The 23,402-nt window shown below is 42.9% G+C and carries 18 protein-coding genes and 2 tRNA genes; 1 reads left to right on the plus strand and 19 read right to left on the minus strand.

The genetic code is table 11. The features are described from left to right. Nucleotides 1–55 precede the first annotated feature (55 nt). From V7O62_RS00940 to V7O62_RS01005, 14 genes are all read right to left on the minus strand, one after another. On the minus strand, nt 56–1,162 hold the full coding sequence (locus V7O62_RS00940) for an ABC transporter ATP-binding protein (protein WP_406657144.1): 1,107 nt from the start codon (nt 1,160–1,162) through the stop codon (nt 56–58). Beyond that, nucleotides 1,159–2,238 (minus strand): iron chelate uptake ABC transporter family permease subunit, encoded by a 1,080-nt coding sequence (locus V7O62_RS00945; RefSeq protein ID WP_406657145.1) that lies wholly within the window; start codon nt 2,236–2,238, stop codon nt 1,159–1,161. Before V7O62_RS00945 ends, V7O62_RS00940 begins: the two co-directional genes overlap by 4 nt. After that, nucleotides 2,235–3,434, minus strand: coding sequence for an ABC transporter substrate-binding protein (locus V7O62_RS00950; RefSeq protein WP_406657146.1), 1,200 nt, complete (start codon nt 3,432–3,434; stop codon nt 2,235–2,237). Before V7O62_RS00950 ends, V7O62_RS00945 begins: the two co-directional genes overlap by 4 nt. A 2-nt stretch (nt 3,435–3,436) precedes the next feature. Continuing rightward, nucleotides 3,437–5,401 (minus strand): VWA domain-containing protein, encoded by a 1,965-nt coding sequence (locus tag V7O62_RS00955; RefSeq protein ID WP_406657147.1) that lies wholly within the window; start codon nt 5,399–5,401, stop codon nt 3,437–3,439. Further along, complete coding sequence (locus V7O62_RS00960; RefSeq protein WP_406657148.1) at nt 5,383–6,414, minus strand: ATP-binding protein; 1,032 nt, start codon at nt 6,412–6,414, stop codon at nt 5,383–5,385. Before V7O62_RS00960 ends, V7O62_RS00955 begins: the two co-directional genes overlap by 19 nt. Then, on the minus strand, nt 6,411–7,601 hold the full coding sequence (locus V7O62_RS00965) for an adenosylcobinamide amidohydrolase (protein ID WP_406657149.1): 1,191 nt from the start codon (nt 7,599–7,601) through the stop codon (nt 6,411–6,413). Before V7O62_RS00965 ends, V7O62_RS00960 begins: the two co-directional genes overlap by 4 nt. Nucleotides 7,602–8,227: 626 nt before the next feature. Next, entirely contained in the window at nt 8,228–8,641 is a 414-nt protein-coding gene (locus V7O62_RS00970) for a VOC family protein (protein WP_406657150.1), read from the minus strand. Nucleotides 8,642–9,486: 845 nt separating this feature from the next. Then, a tRNA-Ile gene (locus V7O62_RS00975) sits at nt 9,487–9,561 on the minus strand. 22 nt (nt 9,562–9,583) lie between these two features. Next, a tRNA-Asn gene (locus V7O62_RS00980) sits at nt 9,584–9,656 on the minus strand. Nucleotides 9,657–9,891: 235 nt separating this feature from the next. Continuing rightward, a complete protein-coding gene (gene amrS, locus V7O62_RS00985; protein WP_406657151.1) occupies nt 9,892–10,905 on the minus strand; it encodes an AmmeMemoRadiSam system radical SAM enzyme in 1,014 nt (337 codons plus the stop codon). 81 nt (nt 10,906–10,986) lie between these two features. Next, nucleotides 10,987–11,883, minus strand: coding sequence for a hypothetical protein (locus V7O62_RS00990; RefSeq protein WP_406657152.1), 897 nt, complete (start codon nt 11,881–11,883; stop codon nt 10,987–10,989). Between the two features lie 11 nt (nt 11,884–11,894). Then, nucleotides 11,895–13,013, minus strand: coding sequence for a LamG-like jellyroll fold domain-containing protein (locus tag V7O62_RS00995; RefSeq protein WP_406657153.1), 1,119 nt, complete (start codon nt 13,011–13,013; stop codon nt 11,895–11,897). A 10-nt stretch (nt 13,014–13,023) separates the two neighbouring features. Beyond that, nucleotides 13,024–14,970 carry a type II secretion system F family protein gene (locus tag V7O62_RS01000; protein WP_406657154.1) on the minus strand — a complete coding sequence of 649 codons (1,947 nt, stop codon included), beginning with the start codon at nt 14,968–14,970 and terminating at the stop codon, nt 13,024–13,026. 10 nt (nt 14,971–14,980) lie between these two features. Then, nucleotides 14,981–16,678, minus strand: a complete 1,698-nt coding sequence (locus V7O62_RS01005; RefSeq protein ID WP_406657155.1) for a type II/IV secretion system ATPase subunit — start codon at nt 16,676–16,678, stop codon at nt 14,981–14,983. Between the two features lie 403 nt (nt 16,679–17,081). On the opposite strand from V7O62_RS01005, the gene V7O62_RS01010 reads away from it, so the two are divergent. Further along, nucleotides 17,082–18,671, plus strand: a complete 1,590-nt coding sequence (locus V7O62_RS01010; protein WP_406657156.1) for a PAS domain-containing sensor histidine kinase — start codon at nt 17,082–17,084, stop codon at nt 18,669–18,671. 51 nt (nt 18,672–18,722) lie between these two features. On the opposite strand, the gene V7O62_RS01015 is transcribed toward V7O62_RS01010, so the two are convergent. The 5 genes from V7O62_RS01015 to V7O62_RS01035 all read right to left on the minus strand — a co-directional run bounded on the left by V7O62_RS01015 (nt 18,723) and on the right by V7O62_RS01035 (nt 23,401). Next, nucleotides 18,723–19,622 carry a carbohydrate kinase family protein gene (locus tag V7O62_RS01015; RefSeq protein WP_406657157.1) on the minus strand — a complete coding sequence of 300 codons (900 nt, stop codon included), beginning with the start codon at nt 19,620–19,622 and terminating at the stop codon, nt 18,723–18,725. 16 nt (nt 19,623–19,638) lie between these two features. Beyond that, nucleotides 19,639–19,983 (minus strand): DUF555 domain-containing protein, encoded by a 345-nt coding sequence (locus tag V7O62_RS01020; RefSeq protein WP_406657158.1) that lies wholly within the window; start codon nt 19,981–19,983, stop codon nt 19,639–19,641. A 259-nt stretch (nt 19,984–20,242) separates the two neighbouring features. Further along, entirely contained in the window at nt 20,243–21,259 is a 1,017-nt protein-coding gene (mtaA, locus tag V7O62_RS01025) for a methylcobamide:CoM methyltransferase MtaA (protein ID WP_406657159.1), read from the minus strand. Nucleotides 21,260–21,427: 168 nt separating this feature from the next. Further along, nucleotides 21,428–21,742 (minus strand): DUF6951 family protein, encoded by a 315-nt coding sequence (locus V7O62_RS01030; RefSeq protein WP_406657160.1) that lies wholly within the window; start codon nt 21,740–21,742, stop codon nt 21,428–21,430. Nucleotides 21,743–21,757: 15 nt separating this feature from the next. Continuing rightward, on the minus strand, nt 21,758–23,401 hold the full coding sequence (locus tag V7O62_RS01035; RefSeq protein WP_406657161.1) for a methylamine methyltransferase corrinoid protein reductive activase: 1,644 nt from the start codon (nt 23,399–23,401) through the stop codon (nt 21,758–21,760). Nucleotide 23,402: the final 1 nt, after the last annotated feature.

Below are 23,402 nucleotides of genomic sequence, written 5' to 3' on the forward strand. Positions count from 1 at the left end.
CCTCCTTTTGTTTTTGAAAAGAGATTTATCAGTATGATTATGTCAAAAGTGATTTTCATGAGAAGCAGACCTCGTTAAGTACGGCTTTATCAAATTCCTGATCCATGCTTTCGACAGGTGAATGTTTCTTCTGTTCCCCATTGTTGTGGAGACATTTGAGAAACTTGATCATCTCTGCAATGGTAGAGAATTCATGCCTATCCCCGTTGTTTGCAAATTTCCAGCAGGCAATGTCCGTATAATTCCCAATTTCTATTGTCATCCCAGCATTGCCATTTTTGGATACGCTGTATCCTGCACGCTCAAGTGCATGCGTTGTCCAGATTCGCTCTACTCCACTATTTCCCGTTAGAGCGATCTCTCCTCTTTTTTCAGGAGGAATGATGAACATTCCTTTTTCCCTGTCAAAATGAACCCCGCCCATTTCAAAAGCAGAACCAAAAGCACCTTGCAGCACCAGGTCTTCAGGAGCACCGGAAAAGAACTCTCCGTCCTTATTGAATAACCATATTCTGTCGGCTGTACGCATGGCGATATCAAGATCATGTATCGATAACAGTACTGCTCTTCCGGGATGCCTTGAGAGTAATTTCAGTATTCGCATGATCTCTATCTTATGGGGGAGGTCAAGGTATGCAGTGGGCTCGTCGAGCACGAGTACCGAAGGGTCCTGGGCAAGCCCCCTTGCAATCATTATCTTTTGTTTTTCACCGTCACTTAGCTCGGACATATAGCGGGAGGAAAGTTTGGCAGCACCTACTGCATCCAGTGAGGATGATACTATCTTCCTGTCCTCATCTGATAATCCACCTGACCAGCCTGTATAAGGATAGCGTCCCAAGGCTACAACATCAAATGCCCTGAAATGTGAGATGTTTGTCTGGGATGTCAGCACGACACTCAGGAATCTTGCTTTTTCGATAGCTGTGAATTCCTTGAGGGATCTGCCACCCAGTATAATATCTCCTGTAAGGGATGGCTGCATACCTATGATTGTCCTTATCAAAGTGGACTTACCAGCTCCGTTGGGACCTATAAGACAAACCATCTCTCCCGGCATCAGGTCAATATTGAGTTTCTCCGAGACAACTGTGGAGGATTTTTTCCGGTGGGTATAGCCAATAGAAAGATCGTTTGCAGAAAGCAGTGGGACTAATGTCATACCGTGACCCCTCTTCCTGTTTTACTTCCGCGAAGGATTACCCATATGATTACAGGCGCACCAAGCATGGATGTTACAGCACTCAGGGGTAGTGTCAGGTTACTCCCCGGAAGATGTGCGACCATATCTGCAAACAATGCCAGCCCTGCACCAAGAATGATGCATCCGGGTACGAGTATCCTGTGATCTGCAGTTACGAATATTCCCCTGCAAAGGTGAGGAACTGCGACACCCAGAAAAGCGATAGGGCCGCAGAAGGCAGTGACAACTCCTGCGAGCAGTGCTGTGATTATTATAAGATATGTCCTTGTGGCTTTGAAGTTCATGCCCATGCTTGCAGCGTAGTTTTCACCAAGCAGCAATGCATTAAGGGGTTTTGTGAGCAAAAACGACAGGATCAGGGCAATTACTATGGTGGGAACAAGTATGCCAACCTCTGCCCACCTGATATCAAATGTCCCGAAGGTCCATTCTGAAAATGCTTTTACTTTTTCGGGATCACTGAAGTGCACCAGGACCGTGACCAGAGAACTGGTGATGTAACCGAACATCAGGCCAAGTATGAGTATAGTCACACTGCTTTCAATCTTGCGTGAAACAAAAAGGACTATCATGAGTACGGCTGAAGATCCCAGAAATGCTGCCACAGCAATCGCAGCACTTCCAAATAGGCCCAGGCTTCTTAAGAGCTGGGGAAGCGTTGCTGCTGTCACTCCTCCTATAAGGAGGATTATCAGGGCAACACCCAGGCTTGCACCGGAACTGATTCCCAGGATAAAAGGCCCTGCAAGGGGGTTCCTGAAAAGGGTCTGCATGAGCAGGCCAGCAACAGCCAGTGCAGCACCGCCAAAGGTTGCTGCAAAAACCCTTGGAAGCCTTAGCTCCATGATTATGGTCCGCCAAGATTCATCTGCATGAACATTGCCCGTCAGTACTGCAAAGGTATCTTGCAGGGGTATGCTCACCGATCCCAATACCAGGTCAAGCAGGAAAAAGATACAGAATGCAATCAGGAAACATACCATCAGCAGAAATGTCCTGCCGGAATCATTCCCTGATCGCACCTCGCTAATCACTCTTCACTGCCTCCGGAACTTGCTTCTACCTGCTTGTGGTAAACAAATTCATGATCCGGGACCATTTCCGGATGGAACATTTTTACAAAATCAGCAAGTACCAGGTCTGGCCTGACTGTACCTGATTCATAGTAGTCGTTCCCGCCATTTTCATTGACCTTCGCATAGCTGGTAAATACATTTTCATTGGTCAGGGATTTAAATTCAAGATAGAGAGCGTCTTCACTTTCGGCATCATCAATGCTGTTCCACATTGATGAAGTGACCCAGTAGTCTGCTTCCTTGCCCTTGTCAAACACGGCTTCAAAATCAAGAGGAACACTGGCTGTGTGATCATCCTCCTGCCAGAAATAGGATGCACCGGCATCATCTATGTATTGGGCTATGAAGCTTTTTCCACCAGGGACGTACCACATTCCCTGCCATGCCATACCACTCATGACGGTTGGCCTTTCTTCAATGGAGCTGGTCTTTTCAGCAAGTTCCATGTAATCTTCTGAGACCTGGGTGAAGTAGTCGTTTGCCTGCTCCTCTCCGTTGAAGAAAAGAGATATGAATTTTAGCCATTCTGCCTGACCGAGAGGTGTTTCTTCCTTGTATTCGTTGATCACGACAGGCTTTAAGCCCAGGTCTATAAGGGTGTTTATATGTTCATCATCATAGGGTATGCCTGTGGTGAGAGTCAGTACAAGCTCAGGATTTATTCTGACCATTGACTCCGTGTTCATATAGCTGCCAGTGCCTACTTCCTCTACGCTTCCCTCATCTATCATTTCTCTTACCGGGGCTGAGTTGATGTAGGTAAATGCGCTGACGGCTTTGAGTTTATCAAGCTCTTCTATGATCTCAAGAGCCGGGAGCTGTGTTGTGGAAAGTGCAGCAACACTGTCGACAGGAACTTCAATTACAATAGAATCACTATCGTGTTCAGGAACCGGGGTACCTTTCTGTACCAGGATATAGGAATATTCAACATCTGACTGGGGTTCTGCAACTGTGACCAGTTTGTAGTTGTTAAAATATTCTACAGTGAACCCCTTTGCGTATTCAACATCGACCTTATGGGTAAAATAGTCCTTTTGGGCATCATAATTCTCGTCTATTAGTGTGACTTCAGGGCCTGTACTTTCCGTGCATCCTGACATAAGGATGCATGATGTTACAAGCAGGAAAACCAGAATAAGATTTCTTTTCATTTTTAATATCCTCCAATAAGAGCTCCCCTGCAGGGGTTGCTGCTTATGTCAGCATGTACCGTTGCATGTACGGATGTGGCCAGTTTTTCGGCATCAAGTTCTTCGAGTCTGAAATAGCTCCCTGCAAGGGCGACAGACATTTTTTCAGCAAGCCCGAACCTGGGAAAACCGGTTTCCGTATCAACAACAACAAAACGAATTGGCAGGTCCAGGGAGCGTTCTGCAATTTTTAAAGCATCATCCAGAGCATTATTCCCTTCAAGTGGAACATTGGCTCTGCAGTCCGATATCAGTACAATAACAAGATCATTTCCATGTGATCGAAGATCCATGTTCATCATGAGTTCAAGGGAACGGGATAATCCGAGAGCCAGGGGAGTTTTCCCGCCGGTAGGCAATTCCTCGAGTTTACGATAAGCCAGATACACACTTCTTGTGGGTGGCAGCAGGAGTTCTGCAGAATCCGAATAAAAAGCCATCATTCCCACATCATCACGCTTCTGGTAAGCGTCTTTCAGCAGGGAGAGAATGGCTCCTTTTACAGCTATCATTCTTTTACGGGCATTCATGGACCCGCTCGCATCTACCAGAAAAAGAATTGTAGTCCCTTTTTTCCTGAGTCTGACCTTCTCACGCAGATCGCTTTTTTCAACAGCAACCGCAAGCCCCTTCTTATCCCTTGATAGCTGGTAGGGTGCAGCAACTCTTAATGTGGCGTCAAGGGCAATGTCACGTACTTTTCCTCTCGGATTCCTGAATGAGACGTATCTTCCTGAATTTTCGGAAGATAGCATATGGCTTCTTTTGCCCCTGCCAGCCTGGCGTTTGAACTTCATTCTCTTTTCCGAAGTGAGATAATCTACAACCTTGAATGTATCTCCGATTGCAAAGACCTGCTCCGCAGCCGAATTATCAGGCATCCGGTTATGTGGCATTTCAGTATCTTTCTTATCTTCTGCATTGTTTTGCACAGAAGGTGGCATATGGGACATTTCACCGGGCAAATCCATGTCCTGATTGTTCTCAGGAGAATCAGCCTGACTGTTCTCCTCGGAAGATTTCTGATCGGCTTGATTCTGATTTTCCGGCTGTATCTGGTCTTTTCTGCGGTGCTCAAGTGTTAGCAGAGCAGCTTCCTGTATGTCTTCCAGATTAACCTGATCCCTGCCATCAAGTGCTGCCAAGGCCCTTGATACCCTGGAAAGTGCAATATCACCCCTGTGACCCTCTCCGCCAACTTCAAGCACCAAACTGGATATTAAATCGAGATGACCTTCCGGAAGGATCACATATTGCAGTCGCTCTCTTGCAGCACTGATCTTTTTTTCCAGCTCCTGCATTTCTTTCAGGAACTGTTTTCTGACAGCAGCTGGATTCCTTTCATACTCCAGGCATTTCCGGGTAATCTGAATACGTGTTTCCCGATCTCTCGTATCCTCCATCATTACAAAGATGTCGAAACGATCTATCAGATGGGAAGAAATTTCTCCTTCAGATGGATTCATTGTTGAGACCAGTATGAAATCAGAATCCTGTTCCAATGAGAGTCCCTCCCTCTCCAGCATATAGGAACGCTTTTCAGAAGCATTAAGCACGGTTTCTACTATGCTGTCATCAAAAAGATTGATATTATCCAAAAACAGAATATTGCTGTGAGCCTCGTGCAGGACTCCCGGATGATGCTTCCTTTGTCCGTGCATAACCGCTTTTTCAATATCCAGTGTTCCTACAATACGCTCATAGGTGGCATTTAGTGGCAGATTGATAATCCTTTTACTGCCTGACAGCCCCTCTAGTGAACGTGCCAGCGTCGATTTGGCACAGGCTGTTTTTCCGGAGAGCAGTACTCCGTTAATATCAGGACAGACAAGGGCACACATCAATGCTTTTTTTGCAGTTTCCTGGCCTGCGATCGCCGTAAACGGTAACATGCCAGAACGTAAGGATTTCACATCTCCTGAATCCAACTCTCCAGCTCCTTCATATCAAGGTATCCTTCTTCAAACGGACGGCGACGCATTCGATGCGGAAGGGCGAGGCGAGCTGCCCGGATAATGTGTTCTTTGCCAACCTGTTCTTTTCCATCAAAGGCAGCAACAGCTACGGCAGTCTTTACAAGAGTAAGATCAGCCCTGTGTCCGTCAACTCCCAGGTGAAGGGCAATATCCACTGCCATTCCCAGTGTTTCCTCGTCAGGGACAATCCCGGGAAGTTTCTGTCGTGCTTCAAGTATCCTGTTTGTCAGCTTTGCCTGCTCGTCCAGTGAATCTGCAATAAATACGTCCGGATCGCTTTCAAAAGCAAGTCTTCTTTTGATGATCTCTTTTCTCTGCTTAAGGTCCTGTTCTCCTACTACATCCACTGCCAGCCCGAACCTGTCCAGAAGCTGAGGCCTGAGGTCCCCTTCTTCAGGATTCATCGTCCCGACCAGTACAAAACGGGATGGGTGTGAAAAAGAGACGCCTTCCCTTTCTACGAAATTGACACCCATTGCAGCAGCATCCAGTAATAGGTCCACGAGGTGGTCATCCAGCAGGTTCACTTCATCCACATAAAGAATATTACCGTTCGCTCTTGCAAGAACACCGGGTTCGAACCTCTTTTTTCCTTTTGAAATAGCATGTTCCAGATCAAGTGTTCCTGCCACCCTGTCTTCAGTGGCACTTAAGGGAAGTTCGACAACCCGCATTGGAACGGAAACTTCTATGAGCTTTTCTCCTTTTTTCAGTTCTTCCCTGCAGAGCGTACAGAGTTTATCTTCATCGCCAAAGTTGCATCCAAAAGGACATCCATGAACAACTTCTCTTGCAGGAAGCAGATCTGCCAGTGCTCTTACGGCAGTTGATTTGGCAGTTCCCTTTTCTCCACGTACCAGCACACCACCGATTCCAGGTGATATCACGTTAAGTATTAGGGCTTCCTTCATGGCTTCCTGTCCGACGATGGACGTGAAAGGGTAAATTGTCTTTCCTTCTTTCATTCAGATGCACCACTCATACCGTTTTTGGCAATCCATGCGGTTACACGTACCCAGTTTTCAATTATAGTGTCCTTTTCATCCAGAAGCCTGTCAAATGGTGGATACTCCTCTGCCAATAATGATTCTGGCAGTCCCTTTATTATTGAAAATGCAGCTCTTTTCCCTGCTTTTTCCGGTATCAATCCCCATGAAATTTCGTCAACAATATGCAATACTGATGAAGTAGCACCAACCAGGGTAGGATTCTTTGCCAGGTTTCTTAGATGGCTGTAAAAGCGTGCCTTGCGGTTCTCTCCCTCTATCGCTGAGGCAACTTTCCAGTATCTGCCTTCATCAACACCGAATCTCTCAAGACGAACAAGCATATTACACTGGGAATGAGGGGTGAGTTCCGATTGTTGTGCAAGGGCTTTTTGTGTGGCTTCGATCACACATTTTCCAATTAGTTCCCCGAGTTTTGAGTGCTTTCCGGCATCATTGAGATGTATCGGACTTGTTGTATCAGCTACAACAGCTATCATGTCGGTTCCTGATCCTGTTGCAATGCCTTCTGAATACTGGCTTGGTGCCATAAGTTGTTGGATTGCAACGGTCTTGGCCTCGGTTGCGGTAACGGATGCATTTACCATGGCGTAGTGCGGAACATTGGCACCGATGAGCAAAATAGTATTTATCGTACCGGGTATCATCTTGAACTGTCCTTCTTCCTGATAGTAAGAAGCAGGATCCCCGGCCCTTCCTCCATTAACCTCGATTCCTCCTGTGATGACAGCTGTTATTTCTACATCCCGGAAACTGTGCGTGGATATTGCTACATTCCGCATATTGGCTGCGGTCAACAGTCCTGTAGAACATGAAGGTTCCAATCCCAGTTTTTCGGCGATTATGGAAGTATATGCTTCTATACATCCTCCTTCCAGAGACGTGGCTTCATGGGAATCGTCACATTCATGGATTGCCTGATGATTGTAAATGTATCGGAGATCCTCCCTGTAGCCACCATTTAACCATGAAGTTGTAAGCGTACTTCTTCCCGGTGGCAATTCAACTATTATGGAATTATCATAGCGAAAAACACGCTCACCTGCAGAAGTTTCCCACAAAAAGTTTTTATCGTTTTCATTAATTAGCTGAAATCCGGTTTCATCGGACTGCAAAGAAGTGCTTATTTCAGTTTTTTGGCTCATTTTTGATCACTCTTCCCCGTGTTTCCGTTCCAATTCCGTGATTATTCATGTGCTAAGGTACCCTGGTTTAAAGCGTGATTTCAGGAATGCAAGTCCAGCAATTGCTTGAGTAGGGGTTTTTGTTTTGTCAACTGAAAATCCAGACTTGTAAATTATCGTTAACTATTACCGCATAGCATCTGAAAAAAGGTGTATTTATAGAGGCTTTTTTCCCTAACAGGTATTATCTTTTATGGTAAGGATAATGCTTTTATATTATCTATATGAAGATTAAAATATTCCAGTTGAGCAATAAATAATTTATTGAATAAACAAATGAACTAAAACAAATTTCATTGTCTAGTAGTTGGAAAAAAATTAAAAAAATGTATTGCTGAGGTTGGATTGGAGGTAAAACGTTTTTGTTAAGACAAGTTAATCTTATTTACTCTCTTTTAGTATTTATATTTAACTTATATGGCAATGTTTATTATCTTTTTAGATAATATGCTGGCCCTAACTCCAAAAGAAATAAAAGAATTTGAAATCAAGCATAGAAGCATTCTAAAGCGAATGAAAGATAGGATCCAATGTGGCAGCAAATTCAATTTCAGAACAAAGGTAGTAGAAAATTGGTCACTTATCCTCTATTTTTCATTTTCATCTTCTTCCTTATAAAGGCCAAAGGCATTATTTTCAGTATCCGTAAAAATTGCAAGGTATCCCACCCCGTCTGCGTCTGTGTTAAGCTCCAGCACTTTACCTCCGAGTTTTTTAACTTTACCAATACATTCATCCACTGATGGAACTCCAATAAAGGTGAGAATTTTCTGATCAGGATGTTCCCTTGATGTTATCCCGCCACTGAGACTTTCTTTACCGCTTAGAGTTGTTGTTTCAATAGAGTAGTATTCTAAACTATCCACACCCCATTCTTCAGCTTGCTTTTGTTGTAAAGGCTCTGAAACCTTTTCAATCTTCCAATCAAAAAGCTCGGTATAGAAATCCTTTGCACGCTCCATATCATCTGCTGAAATATTGAAATAAACAACTGTTGGCATTTTAATTACTCTCCAACCATGTTTTGATTTGCAATCATTTAATAGTACCGTTATAGATTTTTAACAACTTTGTCTCAATCGTCTCATCCATCAGATGTTGCATATCAACAGCCTTTCCGATATTGTGACTAGGTAGTTGTGAGGTGACAATGAGCCAACTTTTTTTATTTCATATTTCATTTTGTCTATGTCTCAATCGTCTTGTCTGTCTGGCTCTTGTTTTATGTCCGAAACCGAAAAAGGAGATTGTTATTTGTTGTCTTGACAATTGGTAACTCTGGAGGTAGCATGAACTTGGTCATACTGTTGGATTCAAGTATGTGATGAGGAGAGGTCATTTAATGCATCCTTGAGATATTAGTTGAGGTTGAGAAGAAAAAAGAGATAGAGTAAGCTCTCAAGTAGTAGATATGATCAATATGTCTAAATACTTTCAGCAACAACATAAAAATGTATGTCGTTTGGGTGAATAATTTAGAGGGTATACAAATAGTCAGACGAACCAGTGTTCACATTCCCATCAGGGGTCATTTTTTGGGATGTGGACATTTCTCCTATCCTTATTCATGTGCTTTTGCGGATGTCTGTACAATAACTGAAAGAAAGATGAATACTAATGTCAGAATTAATAGTGTCGAACTGAAATTGTCTTCGAACCATGCTAGATAAGCATTATAGAATGCAATTATTATAGCTACTAATCCAAAAAAGCGATATATTTTCTTAGCTAACTGTGCATTCATGTGAAATCCTCAATTGCATTTTGCATAATTCTCTAGAAGGAGTTATTAAATATTAATATAGTTTCAAAATCTAAATTATAAAGACTATCTAAAGTTATTAAATGGGCCTAACCGGATTCGAACCGGTGGCCGCTCGGTTATGAGCCGAGCGCTCTAACCTGGCTAAGCTACAGGCCCATTAAGAAAAGGAAATTTTGAGCGCCGCAAACAGGGCTCGAACCTGTGACATTCTGGTTAACAGCCAGACACTCTACCAACTGAGTTATTGCGGCTCTATCATGGCGCCAACGCGCGAATCCTCTTAATGCACTTATTGCTTTTAAACCTTTTGATTGTCTTTCTTCTTTGTCCTGTCTTTAACTTTGACTGGAATCCATCATAATGATGAGCATCATATATCTTTAAAAATATATGTTCCAGTGGAAATATGGGGGTAAATTTAAATTTAAATTGTTATGTGTAATTAACACATGTTACACTCAGTATTTAATTATATTGTTTGACATATCAGTCATTGATCACATGAATATATTCCCCACAGCCAGGACACTTCATATTGTCCTCAATATTGCATGAGAGTGTGTCAAAAGCTCCTCTTTTTATTATCAATTCTCCGCAAGTGGGGCAGAATGTATTCTCTTTTTCAGTTCCCATGACATTTCCTATGTACACGTACCGCATACCCTCTTCCCTGGCGATATCGTATGCTTTTTCAAGGGTCTGGAGGGGTGTTGGTGGTATATTTGTTAACTGGTAGTACGGGTGGAAACGCGTGAAATGGATAGGCGTATCTATGCCGAGTTTCTCATGTATCCATTTGACCATATCTCTTATTTCTTGGGGATCGTCATTCAAAGTAGGTATAATAAGAGTTACTACTTCAACATGCATACCCAGTTCCTTGGCCAGCGCAGTGGACTCGAGTACGGGCTGGAGCTTTGCACTTGCTATCTTTCTGTAGAACTCATCACTGAATGCCTTGATATCAATCCTGTAAGCATCCAGGTAAGGTGATATCTTCTTCAGTGCCTCAGGTGTCAGGTATCCGTTTGTGACATATATGGTTGCAAGTCCGGCTTCTTTTGCAAGCTTTGCGCAGTCATATGTATATTCGAACCAGATGCCGGGTTCATTGTAGGTCCAGGCGATGGACCGTGCCTTCATCTGTGTAGCCCTTGATACGGCCATTTCCGGGCTGAGCTCAAGAGCGTTTTCCGTGTCTATATCTACCTGGGATATGGTCCAGTTCTGACAATGTTTGCACTTGAAATTGCAACCAATGCTTCCCAGGGAATACACGGAAGAACCGGGATAGAAATGATAGAGAGGTTTTTTCTCGATAGGGTCAAGTGCCTCGCTTGAGACTACACTGTAATTTAGGGCATAGAGTGTGCCATCCCTGTTCTCCCTCACCATGCAGAATCCTCTTTTTCCCGGTGAGATCGTACATCTATGGCTGCATATCCCACATCGGACTTTTTTGTCCTCAAGCTTGTCATAGAGCATTACTTCTTTTATCACAATGTTTCCCCATACAGAATACTGACCATATCATATATGGGGATATTGGAAGACAGTTACAAGTACCAGGCACACAAAAGCTCAGTATTCAAAAACATTAATTCGTGCGTCGAAGACATCCTTTCGTATGTTTGCCTTTATATCTTCTCCGGGAGCTCCTGTAAGTGTCAGGACAACAGCTGAGGAGTTTGATGAGGTAACTGAATATTCCGTAATTCCAAGTCCCGCATCAGAGGCTACCGACTCAAGGAATCCCTCCCATGCAGATGGGTACTTTGTTTCGATTGTAAGGGTAAATTCCGTGAAAAGATTCTCACTTTCATAAAGTACGGATGAAGAATTGTGCCTGATATACACTTCCTCGATTGAATTGCTGCTTATGCTCCTTACTGGCCCCAGTATCTGGATCGATGTAATATCAAGGGTAATATTGGTATTATCATCTGTTTTTCTGATCGCAAAGGATGGTGACTGTCTCATCAGGGCCAGTTCATCCTGAGCAAGTATCAGCGCCCCGTTCTCATATTCATATGTCTGGTCGACAAAATTGCTGTTATCTGAGTGATAGCTGATCGACCCGAGATTTTCCAGAAATGTCCTGCTGTCGTAAGTTCGGGTAGAATTATTGGCAGTTGTTCTCATGGAAAATTCGTTAATGTTGATGCTCAGGACTCCGCTTGATTTGGCCGGACTTATGACAGGAATACTTGCTCCTCCTGCTCTAATCGGAACATTAACGGATATCGAACCGGAAGACTGATTATCAACAGTAGCAGAGAGAATATCAATATGAGATTTCAGGTTTGATATATCATAGAAAACATTATCCATATGTGACTGTTCTGCACTCGTTTTCCATTCAGGTATGTAACTTACGTTTATAACTGTGATAACCGAGACAATAATGCCAAGAAGCAGCACTGCAGCTACTACTGATGAAACTGCGGATTCAGACTTGATGAATTCTTTTTCTGGCATATCATTTCTCCTCAAGGATTAAGGTAAAGCAGTTCAACTTCCGTGCTGTTCAATGACCTGTTCCAGAGTTTGACTTCGTCAATAGTGCCGTCAAAATAATTTCTTTCTCTACTGTCTCCCCATCTACCGAAGGTCCACCTGTCCGCGTTGGTGTTGAAAGTAACACTTCTGCTATCGTTAATATTAAAAACGCCGTCAACATAAAGTGTCCTGTTGTCACGTGCAGCGAACACACCTACAACATGATGCCATTGGCCGTCATCGATCCGTATTCCTGTTCTAGATCTCCTATCCGTGTTACTGGCCATGATTCTGGCCCTTCCATTACGGAGGTATAGTCCATAGTAGGAATTCCGCACACTAGAGTCTGCAAGATTCACAACAGCTTGATCTGAGGAACTAGTGCTCTTTAGCCAGACACTAATGGTAAATGGATAATCCGAAACTATTCTCTCATTGATCTGTACATAATCTTCATCGTTTCTGTTAAAATCAAGGGCGCTGCTGTTAATGCCAGTAGTCCAGCTTGCTCCGCTTATACTTCCGTCGTGGTTACCTACGGGGTCGGATGCAACATTCCCGGTATTCTCATTCAGGCTCCACCAGGCAATATAGTCTGTTGGAGCAGACGGTTGTGGAGGTGTACCATTACCACTGTCTTCAGATGCGCTACTATCGACTACAAACAAAGTCCCGCTTTTGATTACTAACTGGGATTTTGTGTGCAACAGGGTTGTAGCGACAGAAGCAGTTTCGTTGAGACTATCTCCCCAGATGCTTGAAGTGTTGATGCTGATTTGTTCTCCCAGACGCCAAGTGTCGCTGCCTTTGATTGACTGTAGCTGCTCAGGAGATATCTCCCTTCTGGTGCCGTTGATATCAACTATAATGCCTGTATCGGCTATTCGGATAGTCTCGCCGCCTATATGCCTAAAATTGATCGTGTTGGAATCTGCATCGACCCAGCCCTGTATGTCTGCGTGTATTTTTTCCTGTGGTCCTGCATATGAAAACACAGCAACAGCAATAACTGAAAAAGCAAGTACTGCGATTGCTGTCATAAGGACTTCTCCTATTACTTCAGAAACGGCCCTTGTGTCACTTATGAATATTTCTTTTTGTTTGTTCATATGGGACCTCTCAGATTAGTAGTGTAAATACAAGATAAGCCAGGGACATCATCAACAAAGAATGCTTAAGTCCGGAATGGATGTTTCCACTTCCCATTTTTCCTGCAACGATACCTGAGCAGAATCCCTGTATCATTGCAGCATGGAAGAAAAGCATCGTGTAAGCCTGGAGATCAAACTCCGAAATAAGCGGCATACCTGCCTGTATATTATCGGTTCCAGAAGGCATTGCCGGCAGGAAATAGGCTGCAAGTATGTACACTATGAAGAGGAATACCATGAATGCGATGTAAATTATAAACACATACACAAACATCTCTGCATTACGTTCTTTCTTGAGCTGCTTCTGGACTTCAGCATCATGGGCTGCAATCGTCAGGACACTTTTAATATCACTGGTAGCCTCGTTAGCCTTTATGATCAGGGTAATTATGCGCCTTGTCATTTCTGTTCTTATACGATACTCGAATTTCTTCAGAGCATCATCTATCTTTGCTCCCCATGACAGGTCGTTCACAAGTCTCCTGACTTCGGCATGCAGCACTCCTATCTTCAATTTAGTGCTCATTTCAATGGCATCTACAAGCATGATCCCGGCTTCATTTATGCTTGCAAGGTTTTTCAGGAATTCAGGGATATGTGACTCAATCTGCTTTACCCTGTGATTTTTAATCTCGTCAAAAATGACAAAGGGGACAAACAGTATCAGCAATGCCATAAAAATATGGTCGTCGACGATTGAAAGTGTACTTGCATTTATGTTCCTGAAAGCTGTAATATTTATACTACTCAGGTAATCCTTGACCATAATTACCAGGTATAGTATGGCTAGTGGCAGGCTAATCACAAATACATATGAAGGACTGCTCTTTAAGAAACGGAAAGGATGGAAAATCGTACTGCGTATTTTGACGAGTTTTTCGTGAAATCTCATCTTTCTTCTCAATTCGTCTTCATTTGCAGGTCCGGCCCTGATTTTTACATGTGAGAATACGTCAAGTTTCTTCTCACTGATATAGATTTTTTGGGGGCTTACATTCTCTCCCGTTATTGAACCTAGCAGCAGTACAAAAACAACGGTGCTGATAGGTATTACAAGATATATGATAAAATTGAGTATGGCTACTGATCCGGAATTCACGAGCCCCAGCACAACAAGTATAGTGATAAGGAACAAAGGGCCGGCAACAAAAGCAGAGATGTAAACTTCGGCCAGTACTCCAAGAGTTTCAAAGAATATCTTCTGTTCTTTTGTAGCAGTAAGCCTATATTGGTCGTTTTTCGCTTTGAGGTAAGCTGTTATATCTCCCCCGCTGGCGACTATCGAATTTAGTCCTTCTATAAAATCCTTGAATTTCTGGGATGGTGTTCTCTGACTGGCTTTTTCAAGAGCTGTCAGTAGGTCTGTTCCGTAACAGTCCATATCCTTAACAATATAGCCGATCTCTTCTGCAGCGACACCGTATATGTGGTGGTTTTCAGTGATCGATCTCATTATGTCCAGCAGGTTCAGTCCTCCTCCCCTACTCAGGGCGTAAAGATAGGCCGTGGTATGGGGGAGAGACTGGTTTATAAGTGAACTCCTGACATTTGCCTGCAATTCAGGTATTGACATGAAAACATAGTAGGTAAGCGATGCTGCAACTGTAAAAAATGTAGTGGATAACAACAATGCGAAAAGATTTGCGAAATTAGAACTCATCCATGCAGGTGCGGTCCATGAACCTATGCCGTGTAGCGCTATTTCACTGAAAAAATACAGACCCATGAATGCACCGATGAGTGCTGCAAGAAAACCAGTCAGCAAGGACAGCAAACATGCCTGTGAGACGTATTGATCCACGAGCATACCTATGTTTGCTTTTCGCAGGATATTTCTCGTGCTCTGGTATTCATCGATATGTTCCCGGATATATTTCCCGAATACCAGATGAGCGACAGAATCAATGCTATTCACGTATACACCCTCAGAATTCCTGTGCTATCATCTCTTCAAGGGTATCGTTATCGATTGCCTTCAGTACCAGTTCGGGATTAGCTGCATATGCCTGAACTACAAGGGATATGCTGACATAATCTCTCATTCCATTCTCACGCATGTATTCAAGAATACGTTCCCTGGTTTTTAGTTCCAGGTTAAGTTTTTCCCGGTCCCAACCGCGTGCCTGCATGATTTTGTTTATGGCAAAGGAATCTCCATTGCATTTGAAACTATCAGTAAGAGGGTTCCAGCAGTACAGTTCATTGATACGAATGTATCCTGTTTTCGCATCTATTCCTGTAAATTCCACGATGCTTTGTGTACGCCTTACCCGCTTGTCCCCGACAAATGTCTGTGTCTGTATACTCAATATGTCCAGTGACTGAAGCATCACATGGGGCACATTCAGCGGTGGACTATCCAGCCTGTTCACTACGGTCTGTACATCTCCTGCGTGCATAGTAGAATATGTAGCATGGCCGGTTGAGATCGCCTGGAAAAGTGTCAGGGCTTCCTCACCACGGATTTCTCCTACCAGGATGTATTCAGGACGTTGCCTGAGTGCCGAACGCAGCAGGTCGTACATAGTGACCTCACCGGTACCACCTGAACTAAGAGATTTCCTGGTTACGCCTGCTATCCAGTTATCATGATGCAGGGTAAGTTCACGCGTGTCCTCTATTGACACGACTTTTGATAATGGTGGAATGAAAAGGGATACAGCATTGAGCATAGAGGTCTTCCCGGATGCCGTTCCCCCGGCAAAGATGGCACAGTTGCCGTTCTCCATCGCAAGCCAGAAATAGGCCATCATTTCCACATTGCAGGTATTGTAATTGATGAGGTCAATAGCTGTAATGGGATCTCCTCTGAATTTACGAATCGTAAATGAACTTCCCCTTGTGGTGACTTCCTTACCCAGGGTTGCCTGAAGCCTGGAACCATCCGGAAGTGTTGCATCTACCATGGGTTCACTGATGGAGATGTGTTTGCCGCTTCGCTGGCAGAGTTTGATCACCAGGGAATTAAGCTCTTCCTCCCCAAAAGAAATGTTTGTTTTTATGTTACGGTATTTGTTATGGTACAGGAAGACCGGGATGTCGACCCCGTCACACGATATGTCCTCGATATTCGGATCTAGCATGAGTGAATGTATCCTGTCGCTGCCAAGGAAGTTACGTTTGAGATAGTATAATATCCTGTAAATAGAACTGTACTCAAGGTTTGCATGATACCTGCTTAGAAGGGATAGTGTTTGCTCGACCAGAACTGCCTCTTTATCTTTTTTCGCACCAATGCCTCCAAGACTCAGGATATCCCGAAGGTCATCGTATATTCTTTCAAGTATGTCCCGTTCGTAAAGGGTGAGCTCAGGTTCCACTATATGATAGTGGTATATGCTGTTTTTTTCCAGAATGCATATAAAAGAGTAAGGTTCATTGACCCAATATCTTTCGATTTCTTTATGTCCTCCGGGTAGTTCGAACTCCGCGAGCGGGCCATGTAACTGGGGATCATAAGGGGGAAGTTCAGTTCTTGTTTTTCCCAGAGAAATTATCTGTTCCCATAGAAATTTATGAAAAGATTTAGCAGAGCCATTTTTAGTATTTTCTTTTGAAACCATCGGGTATTCTGATTTCGGGATTATTATATCTGATTCTGATAGGTCTGGCTCCTGACTCATTGAAGATTATTATAGGAGATAATATATAAAAACTCTTTGTTTTTTATTATAGTATATTTTTACATTGATTCTCTTTTTCATTTATTCTGAATTTAAAATATATCACTAATTTCAAATCTGTTAAATGCGCTTTTTTGCAGGCTGCAATTTTTATGGTTATTTTGTGACCTCATCTTTTTTTAGATATACACATTGTTGATTTTTTTATACATCTATAATTGTTTTCAATAGAGTTGAGTAAAGGTTCTTGGATGAGGTTATTAGGAAAAGCAGAAATGTTATATTACATCAACTATACTATAGTTTAATTATTATATAATTATACTTGTATTAATGGGAACCAGACTACAAGTCTCTTTGTTGATGGTCTATGTATCCCATTATCAAAAACAGCAGGTCACATATGTCTGAGGGATATCATTTCATTAAACCTATAAAAATAGGTGACGAAGCGATAAAAGAACAGAAAATGCTTGATATAGCCTTTGAAAATTCTCCAACCATTATGTTGCTGGTTGATTCGGACTGCCGGGTTGAGAGAATAAATAAAATTGGTCTTCAATCCATAGGTAAGGATCTTGATAAAATTCTCGGGATGCTGGCAGGAGATATTTTTTCATGCGTCCACGCATCCGAACCCAATGGCTGTGGTGGCACCCCCAGTTGCAGCACATGTCCTGTCCGCACTACCATTACTAACACAGTTAGAACAGCTTCTAATAAGTATAATGCTGAAGGAGTCATTGAAATCTTTATCGGCAATAGTAGCGTTTCAATCCGTGATGTCATAATTTCCACTGTGTATGTGAACTTTCATGGTGACAAAAAAGTTGTCGTCTATCTGGATGATGTTACTGAGCGAAAAAAAGCTGAAAAGACCATAAAGGAAAGTGAGGAACGTTTCCATGCCCTGTATGAGAATATACCGGGTGGAACAATGATAATCGGCAAAGATTATACTATAGAAGATGTAAACCAGCGGACCTGTGAGGTTACCGGGTACGAAAAGGAAGAATTGATCGGCCAGTCCTGCGATATTTTATTTCCCGGATGCTCATTATCCAGGCAATGTCCCTTATCAGAGGATGATCTTGATGGTGTCCAGTGTATGGATACGACTATCATATGCAAGGATGGCACAAAGGTCCCGATACTAAAAAACACAAAGAAGATCTTCATTAATGGGGAAAAGTATATCCTGGGGATTTTAGAGGACATATCTGATTTGAAAGAAGCAGAAAGGGCTACAGCCGATGCAATGTTCCTTGCTGAAGAAGCAAACAGGATCAAAAGCGAGTTTATTGCAAACATGAGTCATGAGCTCAGGACTCCTCTTAACTCTGTCAATGGATATTCGGAAGTTTTGCTTGAGGAAACAGGCGATATTCTCGATGAGCGGCACAGAAAATTCCTGAAATTTATTTCCATCAGTGGTAACCGCCTGTTGAAGCTCATAAATGAGATTCTTGACGTTTCAAAAATAGAGTCAGGAAAACTTGAGGTTAATTACAGGGAAGTGGATGCCGGTGAAGTTTTCGAAAGAATTCTGGATGATATTTCTCCTCTTGCAAAGAAAAAGAATATAGAGCTCAATATTTCCACTGTCCCTGAAAAGTTTTCGTTGTATGCAGATCAGTTTCTTTTGAAGCAAATATTGTTAAACCTTGTCAGTAATGCTATAAAATTTACTCCCGATGGTGGCAATATTATTCTGAAGGCAAATTTGATGGATGATGTGGCTGAGTTTTCTGTAGTCGATACGGGTATAGGAATTTCGACGGAGGATATAGGTAAACTGTTCATTCCTTTCTATCAGATAGACTCCAGGCTTTCAAGAAAATATGCCGGTACCGGCCTTGGATTATCACTTGTAAAAAGATTCGTTGAAATGCATGGTGGAGAGGTATTGGTTGAAAGCGAGCCTGGAAAAGGTAGCAACTTTACTTTCAAGATTCCTGCACGATTACATCTGGCTGAGCTATCAGGGGCTTGATAAGGGTTCCAAAGACTAAAAAGTAAATTTAAAAGGTCGAAGTAGTGTAGCTTAAACTGAAGACACAAGCTTTCCAAAGTGCTCTTCGTACCTTTTTTCCATCTCTTCCCAGGTTGGCAGGTCGGTCTGGCAGCCAATGCTCTGCACAGCAAATGAAGCAACAGTGGAACCGATTTTGCCGCAGATCTCAATTGGGTAATTGCGGATATATGCAAGCAGGAATCCTGCCCTGTATGCGTCACCTGCGCCAGTAGGATCAAGCGCTTTTACCGTTACTACGGGGATCGAGATTGCCTCTCCTCCATTGTGGATAATGCTGCCTTCTGCATCGTAGGTTACAATAACTGTCTCTATCATAGCCAGTATGTCCTCAAAGCACTTCCCTGTCATGTCACAGACACGCTGAATCTCATGTTTGTTGGTGAACAGCATATTCGTGTTCTCAAGTATGCTCTCAAGGTTTTCTTTGGAGTATGTCACAAGGTCTTGTCCGGGATCAAAGGAAACGAAACCGGCTTTTTTTGCTATCCCTGCGTTGTAGGTTGAGTCTGATGTAGCCAGGTGCACAAAGTCAACAGCCGGAGGTTCCAGTTCCTGCAGGTGCTTTGAAGCGCCCCAGTCAAAATAGGTACTCTGATGGTGTTCCCTGTCGGTGAACACAAAAGCCCTGGTACTTTTCTCGCTTTTGAAGCGATAGAGAAGTGACAGATCAACTCCGTGGTTTTCCAGTTCAGCTTCATATCCTGAGGCTGCAAAATCTCCTCCGACCGCTGAGATCAACTGGCAGTTACCGCCAAGCCTTGCAATACCGATTGCAATATTTGCAGCTCCCCCTCCGTAATACTCATGATAATCAATAATTGGCTGGGATTCGTTGTGTATCGCTATATTCTCAACATCAAAAAGGAGATCAATAGCTGCGTGACCTACAACCGAGATTACTCTGTCCATGTTAATCCCATTCTAATCATTCATCGAAGGGCTGTACATCCACGACATCCAGGGGTACATCCCTGAGTGCCCTTCCGATAACAGATTTGGATATTCTTGCGGCATGTTCCTCGCTTTCGGCATCAAAGACCTTCATCTCAAGAACAAGTCCCACAATTGCTGTATTAGCTGCAAGGAAAACACTGGAAAAAGGTTCTTTGCAGGAAGGACAGAAAGTGGTCCCGATATCCACTTCAACATAATCGAGTTTAGGATTGAGGCGTTTTCCTGCCTCTGAAATAGCAACGCCGATGGCATCATCGGCTGTTTTTACATCCCTTACCAACCAGGCAGCTTCAAGTGTAACATGATAATTAGGCATCTCTTATACTCCGGAATTGTTTCTTCTTCAATTACCTTAATTTAATATTCGTATTTTATAGGTAAGTATTATGCTTGGAAATAAACGATTTGAAAAAGGATGCAACGGTACATAAATTGTTTGCCCTGCAAATTTCATCTAACAGACTAGGTAGATTATCTTACAGCAATGAGGGCTGTACTTGAATACACTGCTGTGCCATCCGCGTGTTCATAGGGAAATTTAGAAAAGCATTACGGGAGACAGTAAGTTCTAAAGCCTAATTTTTAATATAGTCGTCCCTTGCCTTGATCATAGCAAGAAGATTTTTCAAAGGAGTCTCCGGAGCTACACCACAGCCAGGAGCTAGTATGTCTATATTTGCATCAAGGCATTGGAAAGCCTCTTTTCTGACATTTTCCGGTTTCTTTCTATACAGGGTGTCCGATGTCGAAATATTTCCGATTATCGCCGTGTTGTTTCTGTGTGCACTACTAACTACATATTTAAGATCCTTCACATTCTCCTCAATGCTTATAGCACTAAAACCGGATTCTAATATGTCCGGGATAATACTATCCACTTCCCCGCATATGTGAAGTATGCTATGACCTTCTATGTTCTCATTAAATCTGATCAACCCAGGCTTTACAATCAGCCTGAATGCATCAGGACCTATCATTTCCGGGGAGGACAGAGCATCTGCGATCACCACTGCATCTGCACCTGAAAAGAGATAGGCATTGGCACAAGTAATGCAAGCATCGATACATTTCTCTATGATATTCTTTGCAATTTCAGGTTTCTTTACAGTCAACTTCAAGAACGATCTGATTCCCAAAAGATAAGAAGCAAGATCAACAGGGCCCTCGACACCTGCAACTAAAGGCACTTGCAATCCCGGATTGTTCCTGTGAAGGGAAATTGCTTCCATTATAACAGGTATTCTTCCTCTCCTCAGCAGATCAGTGGGTATCTCTAACTCTTCAGGTTTGTCTGCAAAGGGATGGGTAATTACTGATGGTGTTCTTGCCTTTGTGCCAGAATCAATCTGACAGCCAAGTGCCTCACCTATCACTGTCACATCAAATGGAATACGTATGACCTCAAACTTTGCAATCGTATGTAAGGAAGATGCAAGTTTTGCCATTTTTTTAGGATCACTATCGGCTTCAGGTCTGCTTGCTCCGGAAATATCCATCAGGTCAAGTATTCCCGCTGTGGTGACCGTACCTACAAGAGGAGTGTCCACCTTTTTTCCATCAAGTATGTATTGGAATTTTTGTGAGAAATCCAATTTAGATTCGTTAATATAATTCCATCCTTTTTAGTTATTATTTAAAGTATGGATTATTACTTAAAATGAAAATGGTTTTATTCCCGCATCAAAAAAAACCAAATGTATTTCAGACACTTGGCTGGCAATTCTAAATATTGATTTTCAGCTCAATAAGAAGAAATATGTTCACAGGAACTCGATACTTATGCTTCCTGTCTCTTTTGCAAGGGTGCCCGACATGAAATCCGATTCGATGCAACAAACATGCATCACCGCACAGGGTACAAGGCATGTGGCGGTGCACCTTGCATCCTTGGCTTTTTCCATTACAAGATTGTCTTTTATATCAAAAAGATCCATCATATCGACTTCCAGGTGAGACATCTTTTTGATCTTCTCACATGGAGTGTCAATGTCCACAATTATTTTTTGACCATCTTTTCTTCCCCTGACGATATGGGTGAACCCGCATATCCCTGAATTGACTTGTATTTCTGTCATTGAGGTCCTCCTGGTTTATGTTGAAAGAGCTGAAGGTTTTTCGTACATGATCTTTATTTCTTTGTAGTCAATAGCATGCATCGGACACACACTCACACATCTTTTGCACGCCGTTCCCAGACATTTCAGAGTATCGTATTCTGCAAAAAGATCATCATCTGCTTTTATGAATATTGCCTGCTCAGGACATTCTTTTTCACATTTGTGGCACATTATGCATCCAACTGCAAGTTCTTTAAGAGTAACCCCTATATCCTCTATCACTTCTACCTGACCTGTACCAGTCTCAATGATATCTCTCCTGCTCTTTTTCTCAAGTACAGGATCTTCAGTGGGAGCTGGAAGTTCAGGCAGTTTAGACATCTTCAACAGTTTCCGATACATCTCCATGGACATACCCTCTGTCCAGTATCCCAGTTCACAAGCGTAAAGTTTCTTGAAGGTTTCACTGGTTGCCATCATAAGATGATCGGCCTTTATGTGCCCCGCTAATTCGATCAGCGTATTAAGTTTCACCTTTTCAAGAACTATGTCTCTTGCAAGGGACAGGGATGTATTCCCGAATTGCACTGTTTTCTTTGTAAAATCCGGACATAATCCTATTTTTCTTGCTTTGACAGGGTTAACATACGTTCCGGAAGCACCGCTCATATACATGGTTTCAAGATCTTCATAGGCAATCCCTGATTCATGTATCAGGGTCAGCTGAGCAGCCCTTATGGCGCCTATGGCCTTACCAGCTTCTTTTATATCTTCTTCTGACACTTCAATGCCGTCACCCAATTCGATCCTTCCGTATTTTAGTTTAGGAGGACTTGTGATAATCCCTGTTTCAATCGCAAGAGACAATATGGAAATAAGGCCGGTTCCCGTGATACCATCCGGCACAACATCCAACTCTTCAAATATCGCTCCGCTTATCGGATCTATAAGATGTCCTTTTACAGTTTCCATGTTTTCATCCAGTACAGATAATCTCCAGAAACCATTTTCCAGATTGACATCGGTGATCGCTCCCGGAGCTGCAAGCATGCCACAACTTATACCCTGTCCTTCTATAGCAGGTCCGGCGGCAGCACTTCCTGTAATGATCCTGTTGCCTACCTTGATGGCCATCTCAGCATTAGTTCCGTAATCCGTTACAAGAGTTGGTTCTTCCTGTTCGAGAAAATCCGTCTCAACCATCATGGCAAGTGCATCGGCACCTATCTCATGCTCGATAGCAGGCGGAACTATTATCTCACAATTCTCAAGGTTTAAAGTTCCATGGAATATATCCGTAGCCTGAAATACCCGGGCATTACGTTGTACGTCATCTATACCCAATCTTTCCCGCATGTTTCTTCCCACATAGGCCAGATCACGTATCTCCGTATTCTGGAAAAGCGAGAGTTGTATCGGGTTGCCGCAGACAGCCATCTTTGATATCTGCGATGGGTCCACATCGAACCCTTCTATCATTTTTTCGACAGCATCTATGATGATACTATGTGCCACATCCTCTCCAATGGATATGGCAAAGTCGAGATGATCAGTCACATTCCCACCTGGCAACGGATGCTTCATTGTCATTGAAGTCTTTACAACTTCTTTTGTTTCCAGATCAATCAATTGTGCCCTAAAGCCGCTGGTTCCTATATCTAATGCAATTCCATACAAT

It is taken from the genome of Methanolobus sp. ZRKC2, from assembly GCF_045291185.1.
In the GTDB taxonomy this organism is placed as follows: domain Archaea; phylum Halobacteriota; class Methanosarcinia; order Methanosarcinales; family Methanosarcinaceae; genus Methanolobus.

What these genes read in the sequence shown, in the direction of transcription:
- V7O62_RS00940 (WP_406657144.1), bottom strand. Translation starts at nt 1,162, where the DNA reads ATGACATTAGTCCCACTGCTTTCTGCAAACGATCTTTCTATTGGCTAT.
- V7O62_RS00950 (WP_406657146.1), bottom strand. Translation starts at nt 3,434, where the DNA reads ATGAAAAGAAATCTTATTCTGGTTTTCCTGCTTGTAACATCATGCATC.
- V7O62_RS00960 (WP_406657148.1), bottom strand. Translation starts at nt 6,414, where the DNA reads ATGAAAGAAGGAAAGACAATTTACCCTTTCACGTCCATCGTCGGACAG.
- V7O62_RS00965 (WP_406657149.1), bottom strand. Translation starts at nt 7,601, where the DNA reads ATGAGCCAAAAAACTGAAATAAGCACTTCTTTGCAGTCCGATGAAACC.
- V7O62_RS00970 (WP_406657150.1), bottom strand. Translation starts at nt 8,641, where the DNA reads ATGCCAACAGTTGTTTATTTCAATATTTCAGCAGATGATATGGAGCGT.
- V7O62_RS00990 (WP_406657152.1), bottom strand. Translation starts at nt 11,883, where the DNA reads ATGCCAGAAAAAGAATTCATCAAGTCTGAATCCGCAGTTTCATCAGTA.
- V7O62_RS00995 (WP_406657153.1), bottom strand. Translation starts at nt 13,013, where the DNA reads ATGAACAAACAAAAAGAAATATTCATAAGTGACACAAGGGCCGTTTCT.
- V7O62_RS01005 (WP_406657155.1), bottom strand. Translation starts at nt 16,678, where the DNA reads ATGAGTCAGGAGCCAGACCTATCAGAATCAGATATAATAATCCCGAAA.
- V7O62_RS01010 (WP_406657156.1), top strand. Translation starts at nt 17,082, where the DNA reads ATGTCTGAGGGATATCATTTCATTAAACCTATAAAAATAGGTGACGAA.
- V7O62_RS01015 (WP_406657157.1), bottom strand. Translation starts at nt 19,622, where the DNA reads ATGGACAGAGTAATCTCGGTTGTAGGTCACGCAGCTATTGATCTCCTT.
- V7O62_RS01020 (WP_406657158.1), bottom strand. Translation starts at nt 19,983, where the DNA reads ATGCCTAATTATCATGTTACACTTGAAGCTGCCTGGTTGGTAAGGGAT.
- V7O62_RS01030 (WP_406657160.1), bottom strand. Translation starts at nt 21,742, where the DNA reads ATGACAGAAATACAAGTCAATTCAGGGATATGCGGGTTCACCCATATC.